This window comes from Burkholderia lata, assembly GCF_000012945.1.
In the GTDB taxonomy this organism is placed as follows: Bacteria; Pseudomonadota; Gammaproteobacteria; order Burkholderiales; family Burkholderiaceae; genus Burkholderia; species Burkholderia lata.
Window position 1 is genome coordinate 3,214,559 of record NC_007510.1, and the last position, 19,204, is coordinate 3,233,762.

The following is a 19,204-nucleotide window of genomic DNA, read 5'->3' on the forward strand; positions in this document are numbered from 1 at the left end:
GAGATGAGATGAAGGGCCGGGCCGGCGGCGTATGCGCGCCGCCCTGCCCGTGCTTCAGCGCGCGACCGGCGCCGAGCCGACGTCCGCGATTCGCGACTCCAGCATCGCCAGCGCGCCCGACAGTGAATTCAGCACGTCGTCCGGCAATTGCGCCATCGTCTGTTCGAGAAACGCCTTGCGGCGCGGCAGGCACGCGTCGAACGCGGCGCGGCCGTCGTCCGTCAGCGTCACGTTGGTCACGCGATTGTCGCGAGCGTCGGATTCACGCTGGATCCAGCCGAGCGCGTCGAGCGACTTCAACTGGCGCGTGAGCGCGCCCGGATCGACGCGCAGCACTTCGACGAGCTTCTTCTGCGACGAATGCCCGCCCATCGTGTGCAATGCGACCATGATGCGCCAGCGCGGCATCGGTTGCCCGACGTGCGCCTCGAACGCGGTCATGAACGCGCGATACGTGCGTCCGAATTGCTGCAAGATCGCGACGCGGTCCTGTTCTTCCATGCGCTCAGTTCTACTCGTTCAATCGTTCAGTCGGCCGCGACATGCGGTTCGATCTTGTGCCGCAACGCGATCGGCGGCACGCGGCGGCACTGCCACACCGACACCACGGCGACGACAGCCGCCATCGCGACGCCCAGGTGAATCGCGCCGACGAGCGATTCGCGGGCCGCTTCCAGCAGCAGCGCGCCATTATGCCCGGCACGCGTCAGCTCCGCGACGAGACCGCCCTGCGCGGCGCGATCGATCAGGATCTGCGGATCGGCGAGCTGCGCATGCCACTGCATCGCATGATCGGCCGACAGCGCACTGCGCACGCCGCTCGAATACATCTGGTTGACGAGGGTGCCGGTCAGCGCGGTGCCGACCATCCCGCCGACCATCCGTAGCGACTGCAGCAGCGCGGTCGCGATGCCGAGATGCTCGCGGCCGGCCGTCTGCTGCGCGAAGACGGTGAGGTTCGGCAGCACGAAGCCGAGCCCGATGCCGCCCGCGACCATCAGCGCCATCAGCACCCACTTCGGCGTCGTGTGGGTCGACACGACGATGCCCGCGCAGGTGATCGCGAACAGCACGAAGCCGACGTGCAGCATCGCGTTCGGATTGCGGATGCGCGTGACGACCCGGCCGTTCATGATGCTGCCGATCGTGATGAACACGACGAGCGGCGTGATCACGAGCCCCGCTTCCTTCGGCGACATCCCGAACCCGCCCTGGAACAGCAGCGGCGCGTAGAACAACAGCGAGAACATCGAGAAGCCGGCGAGGATCGCCAGCACGAAGAGCGCCGACAGCGCGCGGTTGCCGAACATGTCGAACGGCAAAATCGGCTGCGCGCAACGCTTCTCCCAGCGCCACAGGCCGAAACCGGCCGCGACCGCGACGACGAGCAGCAGCGACGCCCAGCTCGCGACGCCGTACTTCGGCAGCCATTCGACGAACAGCTGCAGCGCGCCGAGCGACAGCGCGATCAGCAACGCGCCCGGCCAGTCGAGCCGCATCTTGCGATCGTGCGCGACGTGGCGCAGGTGCGGCAAGTAGCGCCACACGAACAGCAGCGACAGCAGGCCCACCGGCAGGTTCACATAGAACACCGAACGCCAGCCGAACGACTGGGTCAGCACGCCGCCGAGCGACGGGCCGACCGCGTTCGCGATGCCGAACGCGGAGCTCATCAGCACCTGCCAGCGCAGCCGCACGACGGAATCGGGGAACAGGTCGGGAATGCATGCGAACGCGGTGCCGACCAGCATCCCGCCGCCGATCCCCTGCAGCCCGCGCGCGAGCACGAGCATCAGCATGTCGTTCGCCATCCCGCACAGCACGGACGCGGCGGTGAACACGACGATCGACGCGATGACGAACGGCTTGCGGCCGTAATAGTCGCCGAGCCGGCCGAAGATCGGCACCGTGATCACGGAACTGAGCAGGTACGAGGTCGCGACCCATGCGTACAGGTCGAATCCGCGGAGCTCGGCGACGATGGTCGGCAGCGCGGTGCCGACGACGGTCTGGTCGAGCGCGACCAGCATGGTGACAAATGAGATCCCGATCATCGCCAGCAGCGATTCGCGGAATGGCAGGACTTGCCCGCTTGAATGGTGGGCGGCAGTATGGACGGCCATTTTTTGTTGGCGCAACTTTTGACGTGTCAAACAATCTCAAAATTCTAGCACGCCGGAGTAATCTAGGCTGACGACGGTCAAATCGAACCAGACCGCCAAGGAGAAAGATGGAACCGATTTCAATTACCCCCGCGACCACGCTGTCGCCGGAGGATCGGGACGCGCTGTGGCGCGCGAAGCAGGTGCTCGAAAGCCCGTCGCTGACGATGAAGCTGACGGGCATGCTCGGCGCGCCGGTCGAGAAAATGATTGCCCGGCTGCCGGATTTCGCGACCGGCAAGATCAACGATGCGACCCAGCTCGCGCTGCGCAAGTGCCTGAACATCGCGCTGCGCACGCTCGGCAAGCCACCCGCGCCCGACGCCGAGCCCGACAAGCCGAGCAACCTGCTGCACAAGCTCGCGGTCGCGACGACCGGCGCGGCGGGCGGTGCGTTCGGCTTTCTCGCGCTGCCGGTCGAATTGCCGGTCACGACCACGCTGATCTTCCGCTCGGTGTGCGACATCGCACGCAGCGAGGGCGAAGACCTGAGCTCGGTCGATACGCAGCTGCAATGCCTGGCCGTGCTCGGCATGGGCGGCAATCCGGACAAGCAGGAAGAGGACGCCGATCTCGGCTATTTCGTGCTGCGCGGCGCGCTCGCGCAGGCGATCTCGAAGGCATCGTCCGACATCACGACGAAGGGGATCGCCGCGCACAGCTCGGCGGCCGTGTTCAAGCTCGTGCAGACGGTGGCGTCGCGCTTCTCGGTGCAGGTGACCGAGCAGATGGCCGCGAAGTCGATTCCGGCGATCGGCGCCGTGCTCGGCGCGACCGTCAATACGCTGTTCATCGACCACTTCCAGCAGATGGCGCACGGCCACTTCACCGTGCGCCGGCTCGAGCGCAAGTATGGCTCGGTGGCCGTCAAGGCCGCCTATCAGGCGATCGACGCCTCGCCGGCCCGCTGAACCGCACGTTCGACCGCGACGCGGCGCAGGAACGCGGCCGCGCGGTCGAGCGCGTCGCGCGCTTCGGGCACCATCGGCGCGTACAGCTGCCACACGTGCGGCATGTCCGGCCACACCTCGATCTCCACCGCTACCCCGGCCGCCTTTGCCTTCTCGGCGACGCGGCGCGAATCGTCGAGCAGCACCTCGGTGCTGCCGACCTGGATATACAGCGGCGGCAGGCCCGCGAAATCCGCATAGAGCGGCGATGCGTACGGATTCGTGCCGGGCTCGTCGCCCAGGTACAGCTTCGCGGCCTTCGGCAGCGCCGCACCCGCGAACATCGGATCGGCGCCGTCGTTCGTGCGCAGCGTGGCGCCGGTGGCGGCCAGGTCGGTCCACGGCGAGAACAGGATCGCGCCGGCCGGCAGCGGCTCGCCGCGGTCGCGCAGCGCAACGAGCGTCGCAAGCGCAAGGCCGCCGCCCGCCGAATCGCCGCCGAGCACGATCGACTCGGGCGGCGTGCCGAGCGCCAGCAGTTGCCGGTACGCGGCCAGCGCATCGTCGAGCGCGGCCGGGAAGCGGTTTTCGGGCGCCAGCCGGTAGTCGAGCGAGAACGAGCGCACGCCCGCGCGCTTCGTCAGGCCGAACACGAGCGGACGGTGGGTCTTCGTCGAACAGAAGTAATAGCCGCCGCCGTGGAAGTACAGCAGCGTGCGGCCGGGCCCGCGGCCCGCGCCCGCGTCGGTGCGTTCGAGCCACTCGCCGCGCAGCGGCGCGTCGCCCGGGCCATAGCACTGGCGCAGCCGGTAGCCCGACGGCGCACGGCGCGGCACGACCATCCGCAGGTCGGTAAAGCGCCGTGCGCGGGCAGGATCCAGCACCTCGCGCGTGGTCTCGGGCCGGAACTGCCAGCGCAGCAGCCAGCAGGCGAACTTGCTTTGCCAACTCATCGGACGCACTCCGTAATCACAGTGTGACGATGGTACGTGCGAACGTTCCCGCACCGCTCGACAAGTGCCTCTACTTGACATCCTCCCGCGCCTGAAGGCTCGGGATTCCTACCGCGTTTGAAACGATGATGCTTGTCTCAGATCGCCTCGGCGGGTTCCTGCTTCACGGAGCGGCCCGACTGCACCGGCTCTCCACAGGCTGCAACGCGGTGCCCCCGCGCCAGTATGTTGATCGCACCGACCACATCGGCATGGCCCTCATGCCCGCACCCGACACAGCGGAATGCCGCCTGCGTCTGCCGATTTCCGGCGCTCACGGATCAAACGCCGGCACTCAGTTCGCCGGCATCACCTGGCCGCGGATCTCGCCGGACGGGTGGTCCTTCGTATGGACGTTGAAATACCACTTGCCGCCCATCAGGTCGGTGACCTGCGCGTCGGTGAGTTCCTTCGAACCGTTGATCGGGCTCGCCAGTTCGTCCTTCGGAATCGGCACCTGCACGCCGGCGTTCTGGCCGACCGGTGCGGGCCCGTGGAAGTGCGCGGCGGTGGCCGGCCCCGTGAGGTGTTCGTACGTGACCTTCCATTGCAGCATGTGGGTGGCCGTGTCGTAGGTCGCCTCGACGTCGCCCGAGCCCTTGGTCGCCGTCGGCGGCACTTCGCTCGACGGCTGGAGATTGGCGGACAGGCGCACCGTTTCGGCAGCGGCGCTGCCGGCGGCCAGCACGCCCGCGAGTAACGCGACCTGGAGCAAACGCAGCTTGAGCATGGACTCTCCTTGTACGACGTTGTACGCCGCCCGAGCGGGGGCGCCAGACATGATGGTAGTCGATCGCCGCCGCGCCGGGAGCCCACCGAACGGCCATGCAGCGAATCGCCGCATCGCGCCCGGCCGGCCCGCTCGCGCGGCGTGCGACGCGTCAGTCTGCGTCAACCTGGAATGGACCTTTGCAGCCCGGTGACTGAATCCGCGCGCAGCCTTTCGCTACACTTCGTCTCACAGTTGCTTGTTTCCTTCGTCCGAAGGAGTCTGCGAGTATTCACGCGGCCGCCCGGCCGCGTTTTTTTTGCGCACGCCCCAGTCGGGTCCGGTTCACACCGTATCAAGCATGACGAAGCGATCGCGCCGCGTCACATCACGCGCGATAGCCGGGATCGATGCAGTCGACGATACGCTGCAGCGCGTCGAACGCATCCTGCCCCGCGCCATGCTTCGGATCGAAATTCAGCGAATCGCGCACGCACCCTTCGAGCACGGGCGGCGCAATCGGCAACGCATCGCCGATCGCATGCGTGGCGATCTGCACCTCACACGCGCGATTGAGCAGCCACATCAGCGAGAACGTCTGCGCAAGTGTTGCGCCGATCGTCACGGGCCCATGGTTTCGCAACAGCAGCACGGGCCGCCCGCCGGCGCTCTCGACGATGCGCCGCCCCTCTTCGAGATGCACGGTGATGCCCTCGAAGTCGTGATACGCGATCTTCCCGTACAGCTGCGCCGAATAGAAGTTCGAGAACGACAGCCCGTCGCGCGAACAGCACACGGCCATCGTCGGTGTCGTGTGCACGTGCATCACGCAGTGCGCATCGGGCAGCGCCGCATGGATCGCGCTGTGGAACGTGAAGCCGGCCGGATTGATCGGCCAGTCGGAATGACCGATCACGTTGCCGTCGATGTCGATCTTCACAAGGTTCGACGCGCACACCTCGCGGTAATGGAGCCCGAACGGATTGATCAGGAAATGCCCGTCCTCGCCCGGCACGCGCAGCGAGATATGGTTGTAGATCAGCTCGGTCCAGCCGAGATGATCGAAGATGCGGTAAGCCGCCGCGAGCTGCACGCGCGCCTGCCATTCGGCTTCGGAGAAACGGGCGGGACGCGTGAACGGCTGGTTCGGGACACGTTGCATGGGGGAACTCCGGTTACGGGTGTGCGCGGCCCGCGTGGTACGGGCCGCCTGGCGGCACCGACTTGCGCGCCACATTAGTTGCGCGCACAACCATATCACCATTCCCCGCGCACCGGAAACGCGGGTTTAGCCGGAGCGCTTCCGTCCCCTTAAAGCTGGTCGTCGACCGGCAGCAGCATGAACATGCCGGTCATCAGGTTGCGCAGCAGCCCCGCATGCGGATCGACGTGATAGGTGGTCGGCCGGCCGTCGTCGATGCCCGTCCATTCGAGTTCGGGCGACCCGCCGTTCGCCGGCGTCACGAGACTCACGCGGTAGCTGTCGTCCGGCTGCGTCACGCGCGCGAAGATCGTCGCGACCTGCTGTGCGAGCGCCGGGCTGTGGATAACGAGCGCCAGTTCGGTATTCAGGTGCGCGGACCGCGGATCGAGGTTCATCGAGCCGATCACGAGGATCTTCCGGTCGATCACGTACGCCTTCGCATGCAGGCTCGCCCGCGAGCGCGACCCGAACAGGCGCGCGCGCTGCCGGCCCGGCTGGGCCTTGAACTCGTACAGCTCGACGCCGTGCTGCAGCAGCGGCACGCGATACGGCCCGTAGCCAGCCTGCACGGCGACCGCATCGGTCGCGGCGAGCGAATTGGTGAGAATCGCGACCCGCACGCCGCGTGCGGTCGTCTCGCCGAGGATCTTCACGCCCGCGTCGTGCGGCACGAAATACGGCGAGAACGCGAGGAATTCCTGCTGCGCGCCGCGCGTGAGCTCGACGAGGCGCTGCATCGGCGGGCTCACGTATGCGTCGGTCGGCCGCGCGACCTTGTCGGGCGCGTCGACCTTGAACTCGGCCGGCGCCCATACGAGCGCGAGCTCGTCGCGCGCAATCTGCTGCGCGAGCGGCGTCGCGTTCAGCGGCTTCGCGTTGTACGGTTCGGCGTTCTGGCGCCAATGGCTGCGCAGCTCGTCGCGCGTCGCGTCGAGGTCCTTCGGATCGAACGACTGGTGATTCAGCACACTCAGCGGATAGCTGCTCGCGCTCGACCAGTACGTGTCGAAGCTCGCCGAGACGTCGTTCGTCACGGGGCCGGCGGCCAGCACGTCGAGATCGCGGAACTGCAGCGTCGGGCTCGCGCTGAAGTATTCGTCGCCGAGATTGCGGCCGCCGACGATCGCGATCTGGTTGTCCGCGATCATCGCCTTGTTGTGCATCCGGCGCGTGAAGCTGTCGATGCGCGTGAAGAAGTTGGCCGTGCGCTCGACCATGCCGTGCTGCGTCGCGCCGAACGGGTTGAACACGCGGATCTCGATGTTCGGGTGCGTGTTCAGTGCGGCCATGATGCGATCGATGTCGCGGAAATTCAGGTCGTCGACCAGCATCCGCACGCGCACGCCGCGATCGGCCGCGTACAGCGCAGCGGCGAGCAGCAGCTTGCCGGTGGTGTCCTCGGTCGCGATGTAGTACTGCATGTCGAGCGTCTTCGTCGCGGCCCGTGCGAGCGCGATGCGCATCTGCAGCGCCTCGGCGCCTTCCGGCAGCAGCCGGAAACCGGACTGGCCCGGATGCGCGGCCTCGGGCGCGGCCAGCGCGTCGTGCAGCGGCGTCGCGGTATCGGGCGGCAACGCGTGGGAGACCGGGCGCTCGAGCGTCGTGGCGGGCGGATGCGTCGCGCAGGCGGCAACGAGCGACAGCAGTGCGCCGGCGGCCAGCGCACGGGCCGGGCGGCATGCGGCGCGCCACGACAGCGCGGCCGATGCGCGCCGGATCAAAGAGGTGAACACGGAAACTTCCTCGACTGGCGGAACAAAGGGCCCGCATGCGCCGCGACGCGCGGCTGGCGCGCGGTTCCGGCCGATTCTAGAGGGCGCCCGATGAACCGGTCAATCGCGCGGGGCAGCGCCGACGGCTTCGGACCGCGGACGGGAACCCGCCTGCCGGGCATCGATGCCTCGCCGCACCGGAGGTGCCCGCCGCACGGGCCACGCGTCGAAGCGGTCCGACCAATCTCAGGCTCCGTCGCCGCTGCGCTCGAAATGGCTGCGCACGTAGTCGATGTGCGTCTGCATCGCGGTGCGCGCCTCTTCGGGACGTTGTGCGCAGATGGCTTCGCACACGACGCGGTGCTGCAGCAACAGCAGCTCGGACGCCTGCTCGTCGTGCGTCGTCATGCCCGCCACGTTGATCGAGATGTGTTCGCGCAGCATCCCGATCACGCTCGTATGCAGGTGCAGGAACATCGTGTTGTGCGACGCGAGCGCGATCGCCTCGTGCAGCTTCGCGTCGGTCGCGGCTTCGACGGCCGCGGCGCCGTTCGCGTGCGCGGTTTCGAGCTCGCGCAGCAGCGTACGGATCCGGCGCCGGTCGTTCGTATCGGCGCGCAGCGCGGCGAAATAGGCGGTCGCGCCTTCGAGCACGCGGCGGAACTCGAGGATGTCGTCGCGCAGCGCCGGATGATCGGCAACCAGCTGGCCCCACGGTGACGCGATACCGGCACGCAACTGGTCGGTCACGTAGACGCCCGCGCCGCGCCGGCTCTGCAGCAGCCCGCGCGCGACGAGCCGCTGGGTCGCCTCGCGCACCGTATTGCGCGCGACGCCGTATTCCTGCGCGAGCACGCGCTCGGCCGGCAGACGCGCGCCGGCCGGCCAGGTGCCGTCGAGCAGCGCCGTCTCGATCTTGCGCATCACCACTTCGGTCCGGCCCCGTGCCGTCATCGCTGCCATCGTCGCGTCTCCCTGCGGAATGCGTGCCGCGCCGATTGGCCCAACCAATTTGAGCTACGGCGCCGTCGCGGGAATTATGCAGCGAAATCGTCGTCCCGCATCCGCATGCCGGGCCGTCGCATCTGGAGCGAGACATGAACGAAAGGCAGTACCCCGCCGCCGTCCCCGCGAACGTCTACCTGTTCGCGACTTGCCTGGTCGACCTGTTCGTCCCCGAAGCCGGGCTCGACGCGGTCCGCCTGCTGGAACGCGAAGGCCTGACCGTCCACTATCCGCGCGGCCAGAGCTGCTGCGGGCAGCCGGCCTACAGCAGCGGCAATCCCGACGAAGCGCGCCGCGTCGCGGCCGCGCAGCTCGACCTGTTCGCGCAACCGTGGCCCGTGATCGTGCCGTCCGGCTCGTGCGGCGGAATGATCCGGCACCATTGGCCGGCGCTGTTCGCCGACGATCCCGTCCACGGCCCCAAGGCCCGTGCGATTGCGGAACGGACCTACGAACTCACCGAATTCCTCGTGCACGTGCTCGACGTGCGGCTCGATGCGCTCGCCGCGCCGGCCGGCGCCGACGAGAGCGTGGTGCTGCACACGTCGTGCGCGGCTCGCCGCGAGATGGGTACCCGTGGCCACGGCGTCGCCCTCGTCGACGCACTGCCGGGCGTGACGCGCATCGAACACGAACGCGAATCCGAATGTTGCGGCTTCGGCGGCACGTTCTCGCTGAAACACCCGGACATCTCGGGCGCGATGGTGCGCGACAAGGTCGCGTCGGCCTGCGCGACGGGCTGCGACCGGCTCGTGTCCGCCGACTGCGGCTGCCTGCTGAACATCGGCCACGCGGCCGACAAGGCCGGCGCGCCGCTGCCGGTCGAGCACCTCGCCAGTTTCCTGTGGCGCCGCACGGCCGGCGCCGCATCGCTGCGCGGAGACAAGCAATGAGCGCGCGCGACGCAATCCTCCAGCGGCTGCGCGCCGCCGCCCCGGGTGTCGCGGCAGCGGCCGCCCCCACGCTCGACGCACGCATCGACACGCATTACGACACGCGCCGCGCGCAGAACGAGGCCGCGCACGATCCGCACACGCTTGCCCACACGATGCAGGCCGCGCTCACCGCGTCGCACGCGGAGGTCTGGTGCGCGACCGGCGACGAATGGCCCGCGCAACTCGCTGCACGGCTCGCCGACGCCGGCGTGCGCCGCCTGCTGCTCGACCCGGCTCGCGCCGAATCCGCGGCGCTCGCCCGCGCGCTGCCCGACACGGTCGCGCCCGTGCCGTTCGACCGGCCGATCGACGCGTGGAAGACCGAACTGTTCGACACGATCGACGCGGGCTTCACCGTCGCGCGCTCGGGAATCGCGGCCACCGGCACCGTCGTGCTCGCACCCGATGCCGGCACGCCGCGCACGGTGTCGCTGGTGCCGCCGCTGCATGTCGCGCTCGTTCATGCGAGCACGCTGCATCCGGACCTGCACGCGGCCGTGCACGCGGAGCGCTGGCACGCCGGCATGCCGACCAACCTCGTGCTGGTGTCGGGCCCGTCGAAGACCTCCGACATCCAGCAGACGCTCGCGTATGGCGCACACGGCCCACGCCGTCTGTGGGTCGTGATCGTCACCGATACGGCAGCCGCCCGCCCGGCCGCCACCGCCAGCGAGGACTTCCCGCGATGAGCGACCACACTGTGCAATTCGTCGCCCCCGGCGACTTCAAGGCCCGCGCGCGCGCCGCGCTCGACGATCCCGCGCTGCGCCAGAGCTTTCGTGGCGCGATGGACTTCCTGCAAGGCAAGCGTTCATCGCAATTCCCCGACGACACCGAATTGCAGCAACTGCGCGACCTCGGCGAAGCGGTGCGGCAGCATGCGCTCGCGCAGTTGCCCGCGCTGCTCGAACGGCTCGAGACGAAGCTCACCGAAGCCGGCGTGCACGTGCACTGGGCCGAGACGGCGGCCGACGCAAACGCGATCGTGCTCGGCATCGCGCAGGCGAAGAAGGCGCGCCGCGTGATCAAGGGCAAGTCGATGGCGAGCGAGGAAATCGAGCTGAACCATTACCTCGCGGAGCACGGCGTCGACTGCATCGAATCCGACATGGGCGAATTCATCGTGCAGCTCGCGGGCGAGAAGCCGTCGCACATCGTGATGCCGGCGATCCACAAGACGCGCGGCGACATCGCCGAGCTGTTCGAGGAACACATCCCCGGCACGCGCTACACGGAGGACGTCGACGAGCTGATCCAGACCGGCCGGCGCGCGCTGCGCCGCGCGTTCGCCGAGGCGGACATCGGCCTGTCGGGCGTGAACTTCGCGGCCGCCGACACGGGCACGCTGTGGCTGGTCGAAAACGAGGGCAACGGTCGCCTGTCGACGACGGTGCCCGACACGCACGTGGCGATCATGGGGATCGAGAAGGTCGTCGAGAAGCTCGAGCACATCGTGCCGCTGTCGAGCCTGCTCACACGCTCGGCCACCGGCCAGGCGATCACGACCTACTTCAACCTGATCTCGGGCCCGCGCCGCGACGGCGAACGCGACGGCCCGCGCGAGCTGCACCTCGTGCTGCTCGACAACGGCCGTACGCAGGCCTACGCGGACGAACAGCTGCGCGCGACGCTGCAGTGCATCCGCTGCGGCGCGTGCATGAACCACTGCCCCGTCTATACGCGCATCGGCGGCCACGCATACGGCACGACCTACCCGGGCCCGATCGGCAAGATCATCTCGCCGCACCTGCTCGGCCTCGACGCGACGGCCGACCTGCCGACCGCATCGACGCTGTGCGGCGCATGCGGCGAGGTGTGCCCGGTGCGAATTCCGATCCCGCAACTGCTCGTGCGGCTGCGCACCGAAGCGAACCGCAAGCCCGACGAACCCGTCGCGCATCCGCTGCGCGGCCAGGGCGCGAACTACAACCGCGCGGAAGACCTCGTGTGGCGCTTCTGGTCGGGCGCGTTCGCACATCCACGCGCGTACCGCGCGTTCCGCTGGACCGCAACCCGGCTGCGTGCGCTGACGCCCGCGAAACAGATGGGCTGGACGCAGCACCGCACGCCGCTCGAACCGGCGCCGCGCAGCCTGTCCGACCTGCTGCGCGCACGCGGCCAGCCCGAATAGCCGTTTCGTTTTTCAAGCCGTACCGACAAAAACCTATGGAGGAGACATCCATGCAGGCCTGGCATCAGATCTACACCCCGCTCGGCAGCCTCGGGCTGTCGGCGTTCGTCGCCGCAATCCCGATCATCTTCTTTTTCGTCGCGCTGGCCGCGCTGCGGCTCAAGGGCCACGTCGCGGCGGCGATCACGCTGCTGCTGTCGCTCGGCGTCGCGATCCTCGCGTACGGGATGCCCCTGCCGCAGGCGCTCGCGGCGGCCGGCTTCGGCGTCGCGTACGGCCTGTGGCCGATCGCGTGGATCATCGTCGCGGCCGTGTTCCTGTACAAGATCGTCGTGAAGACCGGCCAGTTCGACATCATTCGCGCGTCCGTGCTGTCGATCACCGACGACCAGCGCTTGCAGATGCTGCTGATCGGCTTCTCGTTCGGCGCGTTCCTCGAAGGCGCGGCCGGTTTCGGCGCGCCCGTCGCGATCACGGCCGCGCTGCTCGTCGGCCTCGGCTTCAAGCCGCTGCACGCGGCGGGATTGTGTCTGATTGCAAACACCGCGCCGGTCGCGTTCGGTGCGATGGGCATCCCGATCATCGTCGCCGGGCAGGTGACGGGCATCGACCCGTTCCATATCGGCGCGATGGCCGGCCGCCAGTTGCCGCTGCTGTCGCTCGCGGTGCCGTTCTGGCTCGTGTTCATGATGGACGGCCTGCGCGGCGTGCGACAGACCTGGCCGGCCGCGCTCGTCGCGGGCGGCAGCTTCGCGGTGACGCAGTACTTCACGTCGAACCACATCGGGCCCGAGCTGCCGGACATCACGTCGTCGCTCGTCAGCCTCGTCGCGCTCGCCGCGTTCCTGAAGGTCTGGCAGCCGCGCACCGCGAAGCAGACGGCCGACGGCTTCGTCGCGTCGGGCGGCGGCGCCGCGCTCGCGGGCTTCGGCGGCGCAAGCTCGGGCAACGGCTTCGGCACCGGCACGCGCCGGCAGGCGTCGCCGTACACGCTCGCGCAAACCGTGCGCGCGTGGTCGCCGTTCCTGATCCTGACGGCCGTCGTCACCGTGTGGAGCATTGCGCCGTTCAAGGCGCTGTTCGCTGCTCACGGTGCACTCGCGTCGACCGTATTGAAGTTCCATGTGGCGGGGCTCGACCAGCTCGTCGTGAAGACCGCGCCGATCGCCGTAACGCCGAAGGCGCTCGACGCGGTGCTGAAGATCGATCTCGTGTCGGCGGTGGGCAGCGCGATCCTCGTGACCGCGCTGATCTCGATGGCGCTGCTGCGGATGAAGCCGCGCGACGCGCTCGTCACGTTCGGCGAGACGCTGAGGGAGCTGACGCGCCCGATCCTGTCGATCGGCCTGGTGCTCGCGTTCGCGTTCGTCGCGAACTATTCGGGGATGTCGTCGACGCTCGCGCTGATGCTGGCTGCGACCGGCGCCGCGTTCCCGTTCTTCTCGCCGTTCCTCGGCTGGCTCGGCGTGTTCCTGACGGGCTCGGACACGTCGTCGAACGCGCTGTTCTGCTCGCTGCAGCAGGCCACGGCCCATCAGCTCGGCGTGCCCGAGACGCTCGCGGTGGCCGCGAACACGACCGGCGGCGTGACTGCGAAGATGATCTCGCCGCAATCGATCGCGGTCGCCTGCGCGGCGACGGGCCTCGTCGGCAAGGAGTCCGAGCTGTTCCGCTTCACGGTGCGGCACAGCCTGCTGTTCGCAGTGATCGTCGGGTTGATCACGCTCGCGCAGGCGTACGTGCTGCCAGGCATGGTGCCGTAAGCAGCGTACGCCCCAAAAACAAAACCCCACGCCCGGAAGAGCGTGGGGTTTTTCATTTCGCCGGTCGATCGCCCGCCGCGGCAGGCGCTCGGTTGCGCGATCAGCTGCCCTTCGCGATGCGATCTTCGATGTGCTGCGCACGGCTCGCCGACGACGGGTGCGAGCTCATCATCGAGCTCTGGCCGCCGTCGAGCTTCGCGAGCTTCTGGAACGCGGTGACGAGGCCCTTCTGGTTCATGCCCTTCTGCTTCATCAGGTCGAACGAGTAGTCGTCGGCCGCGCTTTCCTGCGTCTGCGAGAACTGCGCGTTGATGAACTTCTCGGTGATGTCGCCGAGCTGCGAGCTCGACAGTGCCGCCACGCCCGGCGATGCCGCGCCGGCCGCGGTGCGCGCCGCGCTGACCGCGTAGGCCGTCTGCATCGCCTTCTTCGAGTGACCCAGTGCAACGTGGCCCATTTCATGGCCGATCACGCCGCGCAGCTCGTCGTCGTTCATCTGGTCCATCAGGCCGCTGTACACGCGCACGCAGCCATTGCCCATCGCCCACGCGTTGACGTCCTTGGTCATGTAGACCTTGTAGTTGATCTTCTGGCCGTTCAGCGTCATGTCGCCGAAGCCCTTCATCACCTTCGTCAGGCGCTTCGCGTACGCGCTGTTCGCCGGCGCGATCTTCGATTCGGCGTCGCTCGACTTGCACGAGTCATTCGACAGTGCGGCGATGTCGGCATCCGACAGCGTCGCTGCCTTGTACAGGCTGGTCCCCGCCGACGTCAGGCTGTTCGCGTCAAGGCTCTGTACCCCGCCGCACGCGCTCAACAGAAACGCCACGCCACACGCTGCCACCGCTTTCTTGAGTTGCATCCCGGAATCCCTCGATAGTTGTATTTGGGAGCGGCGATTTTGCATAATCCGGCAGAAAATTACCAGATGTTTACATCCGATGACACGTTCATTACCGGTCGGATTGGAACGAAGCGGCACGCCATCGCGGGATTGACGACAAAAAGCAGCGCAATCGCCGCAACCGGGCGACGATCGGAATGGAAGGCGGGCCCGTTCAGGCGGTCTGGTCGTGGCGCCGCGTCAGCCGCCGCGCGACCAGCATCGGCAGCCGCACCGCGAAGCCGGTGAACAGGCGCAGGTGCATCCACGCGAGCAGTGCGTTGTCGCGGCCGTAATGGAAGTGCGAGACACCGCCCTCGTGCCGGCCGAAATAGCGCACCGGCGCGTCGATGCGGATCGGCCGCACGCCGGCCCAGCACAGCCGCACGGCCGCCTCGGGATCGAAGTCGAAGCCGCGCATCCACGGCTGGCGGCGCATGATCGCGGCCAGCGGCGCGACCGGATACACGCGAAACCCGTACAGCGAATCGCCGATCCCGGCCCACAGCGTCTCGAGGTCGGCCCATGCGTTCGACAGCCGGCGGCCCTGCACGCGCAACTGCGGCGCGCTCGCGTCGAACTTCGGCACGCCCAGCACCATCGCGTCGGGTGCGGCCTGCGACGTGCCCATGAACGCGGGAATCAGGTCGGCCGGATGCTGGCCGTCGGAGTCCATCGTCAACACATGCGTGAAGCCGCTCGCGGCCGCCGCGTCGAGCCCGGCGAGCACCGCGGCGCCCTTGCCGCGATTCTCCGGCAGCACGATCACGCGCAAGCCCGGGTCGCGCTCGGCCATCGCCTGCAACTGTTCGGCGCTGCCGTCGGTGCTGCCGTCGACGACGACCCACACCGGATTCCACTGCGCACGGGCATTGCGCACGGTCGTGTCGACCTTGGTGCCCGGGTTGTAGCTCGGAATCAGGACGAGATGGGTGGACGAGGCGTGCAGCTTGGACATGGAAACGGCCGATTGCGAAGACGGGGATCCTGACAAAAGTTTATGACTTGCCGGCGAACGCCGGCAGGCTTCGTCGACGTCGCCCGCGTGCGGGGCCGGTTGCTCGATCGTGAGGTTTTCTCGCTTCATGACAGCCACGCCTCCTCATGACCCGCGCTGGCCTCGATCTCGACCAGCAGGTCGTCGCGGCACACGTCCGCATGAACGACGAGCGGACGCACGCCGGGGCCGGCCGCCTCGCGCAGCACGCGCTCGATCGCGGCCAATGCCTCGGTATCGCCGGCATCGCGCACGTAGACGCGATAGCTCAGGTCGGCGAGCGAGAACGGGCCGTGCCCCTGGCGCGCGGCCTGCTCGAGCACGGCCGCGAGGTTCGCGACCGTCTCGCGCGTTTGCGCGACGACGTCGCCGTGATGCACGGTGCGGTGCCCGACGATGCTCGCGGTGCCCGATACGAACAGCACCGGCGCGGCGTCGCCCTCCGACCATGCGGCTGCGCGCGCGAACGTCGGCGCGCGCGGGCCGTACTCCGCCGGATAGTGATACGCGCTGACCTGGCGCGGGTTCTCGACCGGATCGGCCGGCGTACGGCTCGCGAGGAAGTGGATCGCGAGCGGCGCGGCCGGCGACGCATCGCCCGCGACCGGCACGACCGAACCGAGCGCGCATGCGGCCGGCACGCCGCCCGTCAGCGCGCGGCGGCACGCGTCGAACGCGTGCTGACGGCCGATATTGAACTGACGATAGCGCTCGATCCCGAACTGCACCGCGTTGATCGCCGGCACGGTATTCCAGATGCGCAGCGGATGCGGCATGCCGAGCGAATCGAGCACGTCGAACAGGGCGCGGTACGCGTCGTGCGTCGCGCGTTCGAGCGGTGTGCCGCCGTCGGGCGCTTCGTTCGCCTCATGTGCTTCTTCTTGCACGACGATGCTGCCGAACACGAGGCCCGCCGTTTCGCTGTACCGATAGTGCAGCGCGCCGCGCCGTTCGCTGCGCAGGTCGTGCGCATCGCATTGCCAGATTTCGCAGACGGCGTCGTCCGGCGCGATGCCGGCACCGAGCAGCGCCATCGGCACCGGCGCGATCGGCAGGCCGGGCACGACATCGGCCAGCATCCGTGCCGCCGCGTCCGCGTGCGATTCGTCCTGAAGGCAGGCCGCGCCGATGCACACCGCACCCAATGCGCCCGGAAACGCGCGCTCGAATCCGTCGCCACGACCACGCGCATCGTCCAGCAACGCGGCAAGCCGCGCATGGCTCATCCGGACGAGCCGCAGTGCGCGGTCGTCGCCGCGCGCGAGCGATTCGCCCGATCGCGATGCGGCCGGCCCGGCCGTCGTCCGTCCGCGCACGACCGGCTCGGCAGAGGACGACAGGGAACACGGGCGCCGTTCGGCGTCGACTGGATGCACGGACACTTCGATTTCCTCACTATGCGGCGCAGGCCGCGCAACATCGCGGCCTGCGCCGCGTTGCGTTACGTCACGCCGACGCTGCGCGCTTCGTCATGCGAGCCCGCCGTTGACGGACAGCACCTGCCCCGTCACATAGGCCGCGGCGTCGGATACCAGGTACGCGACCATCGCCGCGACTTCGTCGGGCCGGCCCGCGCGCTGCGCGGGCACGAGCTGCTTGATGCGTTCCGCGGGAAACGCCTGTTCGGCCATCGGCGATTCGATGATGCCGGGCGCGACCGCGTTCACGGTGATGCCGCGCGACGCGAGCTCCAGCGACAGCGACTTCGTCGCGCCGATCAGCCCCGCCTTCGCGGCCGCGTAGTTGACCTGCCCGCGATTGCCGGTCACGCCGGCCACCGACGCGATGTTGACGATCCGTCCGCGCCGCGTGCGGATCATCGGCAACAGCAGCGGCTGCGTGACGTTGAAGAAACCGTTGAGCGTCACGTCGAGCACGCTGTGCCACTGCCGGCGCGACATGCCGGCCATCGGCGCGTCGTCGTGAATGCCCGCGTTGTTGACGAGGATCTGCACCGGCGCATCGTCGATGAACGGCTGCAGCGCGGCGAGCGTCGCATCGGCGTCGGTCACGTCGAACGCGATCGCGTGCGCGGTGCCGCCGGCCGCGACGATCTGCTGCGCGACCGCCTCCGCCTGCGCGAGATGGCGGTTCGCATGCACCCACACTTCATGGCCGGCCTGCGCGAGCGCCGTGCAGATCGCCTGCCCGAGTGCGCCGCTGCCGCCCGTCACGAGCGCCCGCATCGAATTGCTCCGTTCATCGCGTTCCACCTTGATCGACGCGGCCGCGTATCGTCTGCCGATCGCGGCCGCGTGCCGTCATCATCTGCGCGCCGCGCCCGTGCGCGACGCCGTCACTTCGTGCGGTGCCCGGCGACGTACGCAGCCAGTGCACCGAGCGTCGCAAAAATCTTCTGGTTGTCCGGATTGTCCGAACGCAGCTCGAAGCCGTATTTCTTCGAGATCAGCAGGGCGATTTCCAGGATGTCGATGGAGTCGAGCCCGAAACCCTCGCCATACAGCGGGGTCTCGGCCGTCACTGTTTCGAGCGGGACGTCTTCGAGATTCAGTTCGCCGATGATCAGCGTGGCGAGCTCTTGTTCCAGTGCGTTCATCATGCGTGCGGGCAGGCGGCCCGTGGCAGCGGAAGGCGCCCGGAAACGGCAATCGCCATGCACGCCCGGCGCGTGCGAATCTCCGTCCCTTCGGCGTCTGCCGGCGTCCCCGCCTGCGTTATTTGGGGATCGTTTGTAAAAGTTACGCGGATTCTAGACGAAGGGGTATCGGGCCGTATACCGCCAATGGTTACAGACTGGCGAGCCCGCGCCGCGGCCGGTTTCGGGACCCGAATGCACGAGACGCTTGAGCCGCTTTGGATGGAAATGGACCGACCCCGAGAAACCGTTCGTCCGGCGCCATACAATCGGTTACAAAACCCGTTCGCGCCCGCCCCGAACACGCGGTGCCGCGGCCCTAAAATGAGCGTGCCCGACCACCGGCCCGGACCCGCGTCCCGGCCGCCATTCATATGATGTTTGACGGCCTGACCACCGCGTCCGGCCACGATCCGCCCGATGTCGCCAGTCATGCCGCGCCCGTCCTTCCGCTCCGTTCCGGTTCGCCCGTCCGTCCGCTGCCGCCCGGCCGCCGGTCGCGCGTTCGTGCGCCGCGTGTGCGGAGGCCGCCGATGAGCCGGCTGCTGCCCGTCGCGCGCGGCCTCGCCGCAGTCGGCGCCGTCGCGGCATACCAGGCCGGCGCGCACTACGCGGCCGCGACGCCCGGCGCGCACGGCTTCGGCCTCGCGATGGCGCTCGTGCCGCCGCTGCTGCTCGCGCTCGGCGCGGCGCTGCGCTCGCCGCATCGCGCGTGGCTCGTGCCGGCGTGGCTGCTTGCCGCCGCCGCGCTGTGGGCCACGCGCGTGCCGCTCGCCCGGCATTTCGAATGGGGCCTGTATCTGGAACACGCAAGTTTCAACCTCGCGATGGCGCTGCTGTTCGGCCGCACGCTCGCGGCCGGCCAGGTGCCGCTGTGCACGCGCTTCGCGACGATGATCCACGGCACGATCACGCCGGCCGTCGCGCGCTACACGCGGCGGATCACGCTCGCATGGACGCTGTTCTTCGTCGCGATCGCCGCCGTGTCGACGCTGCTGTTCGCGACCGCGCCGATCGTCACGTGGTCGACGTTCGCGAACTACCTGTCGCTGCCGCTCGTCGCCGTGATGTTCGCCGCCGAGCATGCGTGCCGGCGCTTCGCACTGCCGCACGAAGCGCGGCCGCGCATGGTCGATGCGGTGCGCGCGTATCGCGCGACGACCCACGCATCGCAGCCGTCACGATGAATTCACGGCCGGCGCGGCGCCGCCGTGCGGCGCACCGG

Annotated in this window: 18 protein-coding genes and 1 pseudogene; 6 read left to right on the forward strand and 13 right to left on the reverse strand. The window is 68.7% G+C overall.

Annotated elements, in window-relative coordinates; translation table 11 throughout:
- Window positions 1-54: 54 nt before the first annotated feature.
- Both BCEP18194_RS20540 and BCEP18194_RS20545 read right to left on the reverse strand, forming a co-directional pair.
- On the reverse strand, window positions 55-501 hold the full coding sequence (locus tag BCEP18194_RS20540; RefSeq protein WP_011353176.1) for a MarR family winged helix-turn-helix transcriptional regulator: 447 nt from the start codon (window positions 499-501) through the stop codon (window positions 55-57).
- Between the two features lie 26 nt (window positions 502-527).
- Entirely contained in the window at window positions 528-2,123 is a 1,596-nt protein-coding gene (locus tag BCEP18194_RS20545; protein WP_011353177.1) for an MDR family MFS transporter, read from the reverse strand.
- A gap of 107 nt (window positions 2,124-2,230) precedes the next feature.
- Here BCEP18194_RS20545 and BCEP18194_RS20550 point away from each other — a divergent pair, with 107 nt between their 5' ends.
- The gene (locus tag BCEP18194_RS20550; protein ID WP_011353178.1) at window positions 2,231-3,073 is read left to right on the forward strand and encodes an EcsC family protein; all 843 of its coding nucleotides are present in this window, start codon (window positions 2,231-2,233) and stop codon (window positions 3,071-3,073) included.
- Here the strand turns inward: BCEP18194_RS20550 and BCEP18194_RS20555 are convergent.
- The 6 genes and pseudogenes from BCEP18194_RS20555 to BCEP18194_RS20575 all read right to left on the reverse strand — a co-directional run bounded on the left by BCEP18194_RS20555 (window position 3,043) and on the right by BCEP18194_RS20575 (window position 8,632).
- Complete coding sequence (locus BCEP18194_RS20555; RefSeq protein WP_011353179.1) at window positions 3,043-4,005, reverse strand: alpha/beta hydrolase; 963 nt, start codon at window positions 4,003-4,005, stop codon at window positions 3,043-3,045. The two genes, BCEP18194_RS20550 and BCEP18194_RS20555, sit on opposite strands and share 31 nt — an antisense overlap.
- Before the next feature lie 137 nt (window positions 4,006-4,142).
- Window positions 4,143-4,322: pseudogene (locus tag BCEP18194_RS39955) on the reverse strand (zinc ribbon domain-containing protein); the annotation flags it as partial.
- A gap of 17 nt (window positions 4,323-4,339) precedes the next feature.
- Window positions 4,340-4,774 carry a CHRD domain-containing protein gene (locus BCEP18194_RS20560; RefSeq protein ID WP_011353181.1) on the reverse strand — a complete coding sequence of 145 codons (435 nt, stop codon included), beginning with the start codon at window positions 4,772-4,774 and terminating at the stop codon, window positions 4,340-4,342.
- Between the two features lie 367 nt (window positions 4,775-5,141).
- Window positions 5,142-5,915 carry a class II aldolase/adducin family protein gene (locus BCEP18194_RS20565; protein ID WP_011353182.1) on the reverse strand — a complete coding sequence of 258 codons (774 nt, stop codon included), beginning with the start codon at window positions 5,913-5,915 and terminating at the stop codon, window positions 5,142-5,144.
- Between the two features lie 149 nt (window positions 5,916-6,064).
- Entirely contained in the window at window positions 6,065-7,690 is a 1,626-nt protein-coding gene (locus BCEP18194_RS20570) for a phospholipase D family protein (RefSeq protein ID WP_011353183.1), read from the reverse strand.
- Between the two features lie 225 nt (window positions 7,691-7,915).
- Window positions 7,916-8,632, reverse strand: coding sequence for a FadR/GntR family transcriptional regulator (locus BCEP18194_RS20575; protein WP_011353184.1), 717 nt, complete (start codon window positions 8,630-8,632; stop codon window positions 7,916-7,918).
- Between the two features lie 134 nt (window positions 8,633-8,766).
- Between BCEP18194_RS20575 and BCEP18194_RS20580 the strand changes: the two genes are divergently transcribed.
- From BCEP18194_RS20580 to BCEP18194_RS20595, 4 genes are read left to right on the forward strand one after another with little or no spacing between them, the layout of a single operon-like run.
- On the forward strand, window positions 8,767-9,567 hold the full coding sequence (locus BCEP18194_RS20580; RefSeq protein WP_011353185.1) for a (Fe-S)-binding protein: 801 nt from the start codon (window positions 8,767-8,769) through the stop codon (window positions 9,565-9,567).
- Entirely contained in the window at window positions 9,564-10,298 is a 735-nt protein-coding gene (locus BCEP18194_RS20585; RefSeq protein WP_011353186.1) for a LutC/YkgG family protein, read from the forward strand. The genes BCEP18194_RS20580 and BCEP18194_RS20585 overlap by 4 nt, the downstream gene beginning before the upstream one ends.
- The gene (locus BCEP18194_RS20590) at window positions 10,295-11,740 is read left to right on the forward strand and encodes a LutB/LldF family L-lactate oxidation iron-sulfur protein (RefSeq protein ID WP_011353187.1); all 1,446 of its coding nucleotides are present in this window, start codon (window positions 10,295-10,297) and stop codon (window positions 11,738-11,740) included. Before BCEP18194_RS20585 ends, BCEP18194_RS20590 begins: the two co-directional genes overlap by 4 nt.
- 50 nt (window positions 11,741-11,790) lie before the next feature.
- Entirely contained in the window at window positions 11,791-13,503 is a 1,713-nt protein-coding gene (locus BCEP18194_RS20595; RefSeq protein WP_011353188.1) for a lactate permease LctP family transporter, read from the forward strand.
- Between the two features lie 100 nt (window positions 13,504-13,603).
- Here BCEP18194_RS20595 and BCEP18194_RS20600 read toward each other — a convergent pair whose 3' ends face one another.
- The 5 genes from BCEP18194_RS20600 to BCEP18194_RS20620 form a co-directional block, all read right to left on the reverse strand.
- Window positions 13,604-14,365 (reverse strand): M48 family metalloprotease, encoded by a 762-nt coding sequence (locus tag BCEP18194_RS20600; RefSeq protein WP_011353189.1) that lies wholly within the window; start codon window positions 14,363-14,365, stop codon window positions 13,604-13,606.
- Between the two features lie 196 nt (window positions 14,366-14,561).
- Window positions 14,562-15,344, reverse strand: coding sequence for a glycosyltransferase family 2 protein (locus BCEP18194_RS20605; protein ID WP_011353190.1), 783 nt, complete (start codon window positions 15,342-15,344; stop codon window positions 14,562-14,564).
- Window positions 15,345-15,469: 125 nt separating this feature from the next.
- Entirely contained in the window at window positions 15,470-16,765 is a 1,296-nt protein-coding gene (locus tag BCEP18194_RS20610) for an endoribonuclease L-PSP (RefSeq protein ID WP_041492957.1), read from the reverse strand.
- Window positions 16,766-16,852: 87 nt separating this feature from the next.
- A complete protein-coding gene (gene fabG, locus BCEP18194_RS20615) occupies window positions 16,853-17,569 on the reverse strand; it encodes a 3-oxoacyl-ACP reductase FabG (RefSeq protein WP_011353192.1) in 717 nt (238 codons plus the stop codon).
- A gap of 110 nt (window positions 17,570-17,679) precedes the next feature.
- Complete coding sequence (locus BCEP18194_RS20620; RefSeq protein ID WP_041493123.1) at window positions 17,680-17,940, reverse strand: phosphopantetheine-binding protein; 261 nt, start codon at window positions 17,938-17,940, stop codon at window positions 17,680-17,682.
- Between the two features lie 572 nt (window positions 17,941-18,512).
- Here BCEP18194_RS20620 and BCEP18194_RS20625 point away from each other — a divergent pair.
- Window positions 18,513-19,166, forward strand: a complete 654-nt coding sequence (locus tag BCEP18194_RS20625; RefSeq protein ID WP_011353194.1) for a membrane protein — start codon at window positions 18,513-18,515, stop codon at window positions 19,164-19,166.
- Window positions 19,167-19,204: the final 38 nt, after the last annotated feature.

What these genes read in the sequence shown, in the direction of transcription:
- BCEP18194_RS20620 (WP_041493123.1), bottom strand. Translation starts at nt 17,940, where the DNA reads ATGAACGCACTGGAACAAGAGCTCGCCACGCTGATCATCGGCGAACTG.
- BCEP18194_RS20585 (WP_011353186.1), top strand. Translation starts at nt 9,564, where the DNA reads ATGAGCGCGCGCGACGCAATCCTCCAGCGGCTGCGCGCCGCCGCCCCG.
- BCEP18194_RS20600 (WP_011353189.1), bottom strand. Translation starts at nt 14,365, where the DNA reads ATGCAACTCAAGAAAGCGGTGGCAGCGTGTGGCGTGGCGTTTCTGTTG.
- BCEP18194_RS20565 (WP_011353182.1), bottom strand. Translation starts at nt 5,915, where the DNA reads ATGCAACGTGTCCCGAACCAGCCGTTCACGCGTCCCGCCCGTTTCTCC.
- BCEP18194_RS20605 (WP_011353190.1), bottom strand. Translation starts at nt 15,344, where the DNA reads ATGTCCAAGCTGCACGCCTCGTCCACCCATCTCGTCCTGATTCCGAGC.
- fabG (WP_011353192.1), bottom strand. Translation starts at nt 17,569, where the DNA reads ATGCGGGCGCTCGTGACGGGCGGCAGCGGCGCACTCGGGCAGGCGATC.
- BCEP18194_RS20545 (WP_011353177.1), bottom strand. Translation starts at nt 2,123, where the DNA reads ATGGCCGTCCATACTGCCGCCCACCATTCAAGCGGGCAAGTCCTGCCA.
- BCEP18194_RS20550 (WP_011353178.1), top strand. Translation starts at nt 2,231, where the DNA reads ATGGAACCGATTTCAATTACCCCCGCGACCACGCTGTCGCCGGAGGAT.
- BCEP18194_RS20555 (WP_011353179.1), bottom strand. Translation starts at nt 4,005, where the DNA reads ATGAGTTGGCAAAGCAAGTTCGCCTGCTGGCTGCTGCGCTGGCAGTTC.
- BCEP18194_RS20540 (WP_011353176.1), bottom strand. Translation starts at nt 501, where the DNA reads ATGGAAGAACAGGACCGCGTCGCGATCTTGCAGCAATTCGGACGCACG.
- BCEP18194_RS20560 (WP_011353181.1), bottom strand. Translation starts at nt 4,774, where the DNA reads ATGCTCAAGCTGCGTTTGCTCCAGGTCGCGTTACTCGCGGGCGTGCTG.
- BCEP18194_RS20580 (WP_011353185.1), top strand. Translation starts at nt 8,767, where the DNA reads ATGAACGAAAGGCAGTACCCCGCCGCCGTCCCCGCGAACGTCTACCTG.
- BCEP18194_RS20590 (WP_011353187.1), top strand. Translation starts at nt 10,295, where the DNA reads ATGAGCGACCACACTGTGCAATTCGTCGCCCCCGGCGACTTCAAGGCC.
- BCEP18194_RS20625 (WP_011353194.1), top strand. Translation starts at nt 18,513, where the DNA reads ATGAGCCGGCTGCTGCCCGTCGCGCGCGGCCTCGCCGCAGTCGGCGCC.
- BCEP18194_RS20595 (WP_011353188.1), top strand. Translation starts at nt 11,791, where the DNA reads ATGCAGGCCTGGCATCAGATCTACACCCCGCTCGGCAGCCTCGGGCTG.
- BCEP18194_RS20575 (WP_011353184.1), bottom strand. Translation starts at nt 8,632, where the DNA reads ATGGCAGCGATGACGGCACGGGGCCGGACCGAAGTGGTGATGCGCAAG.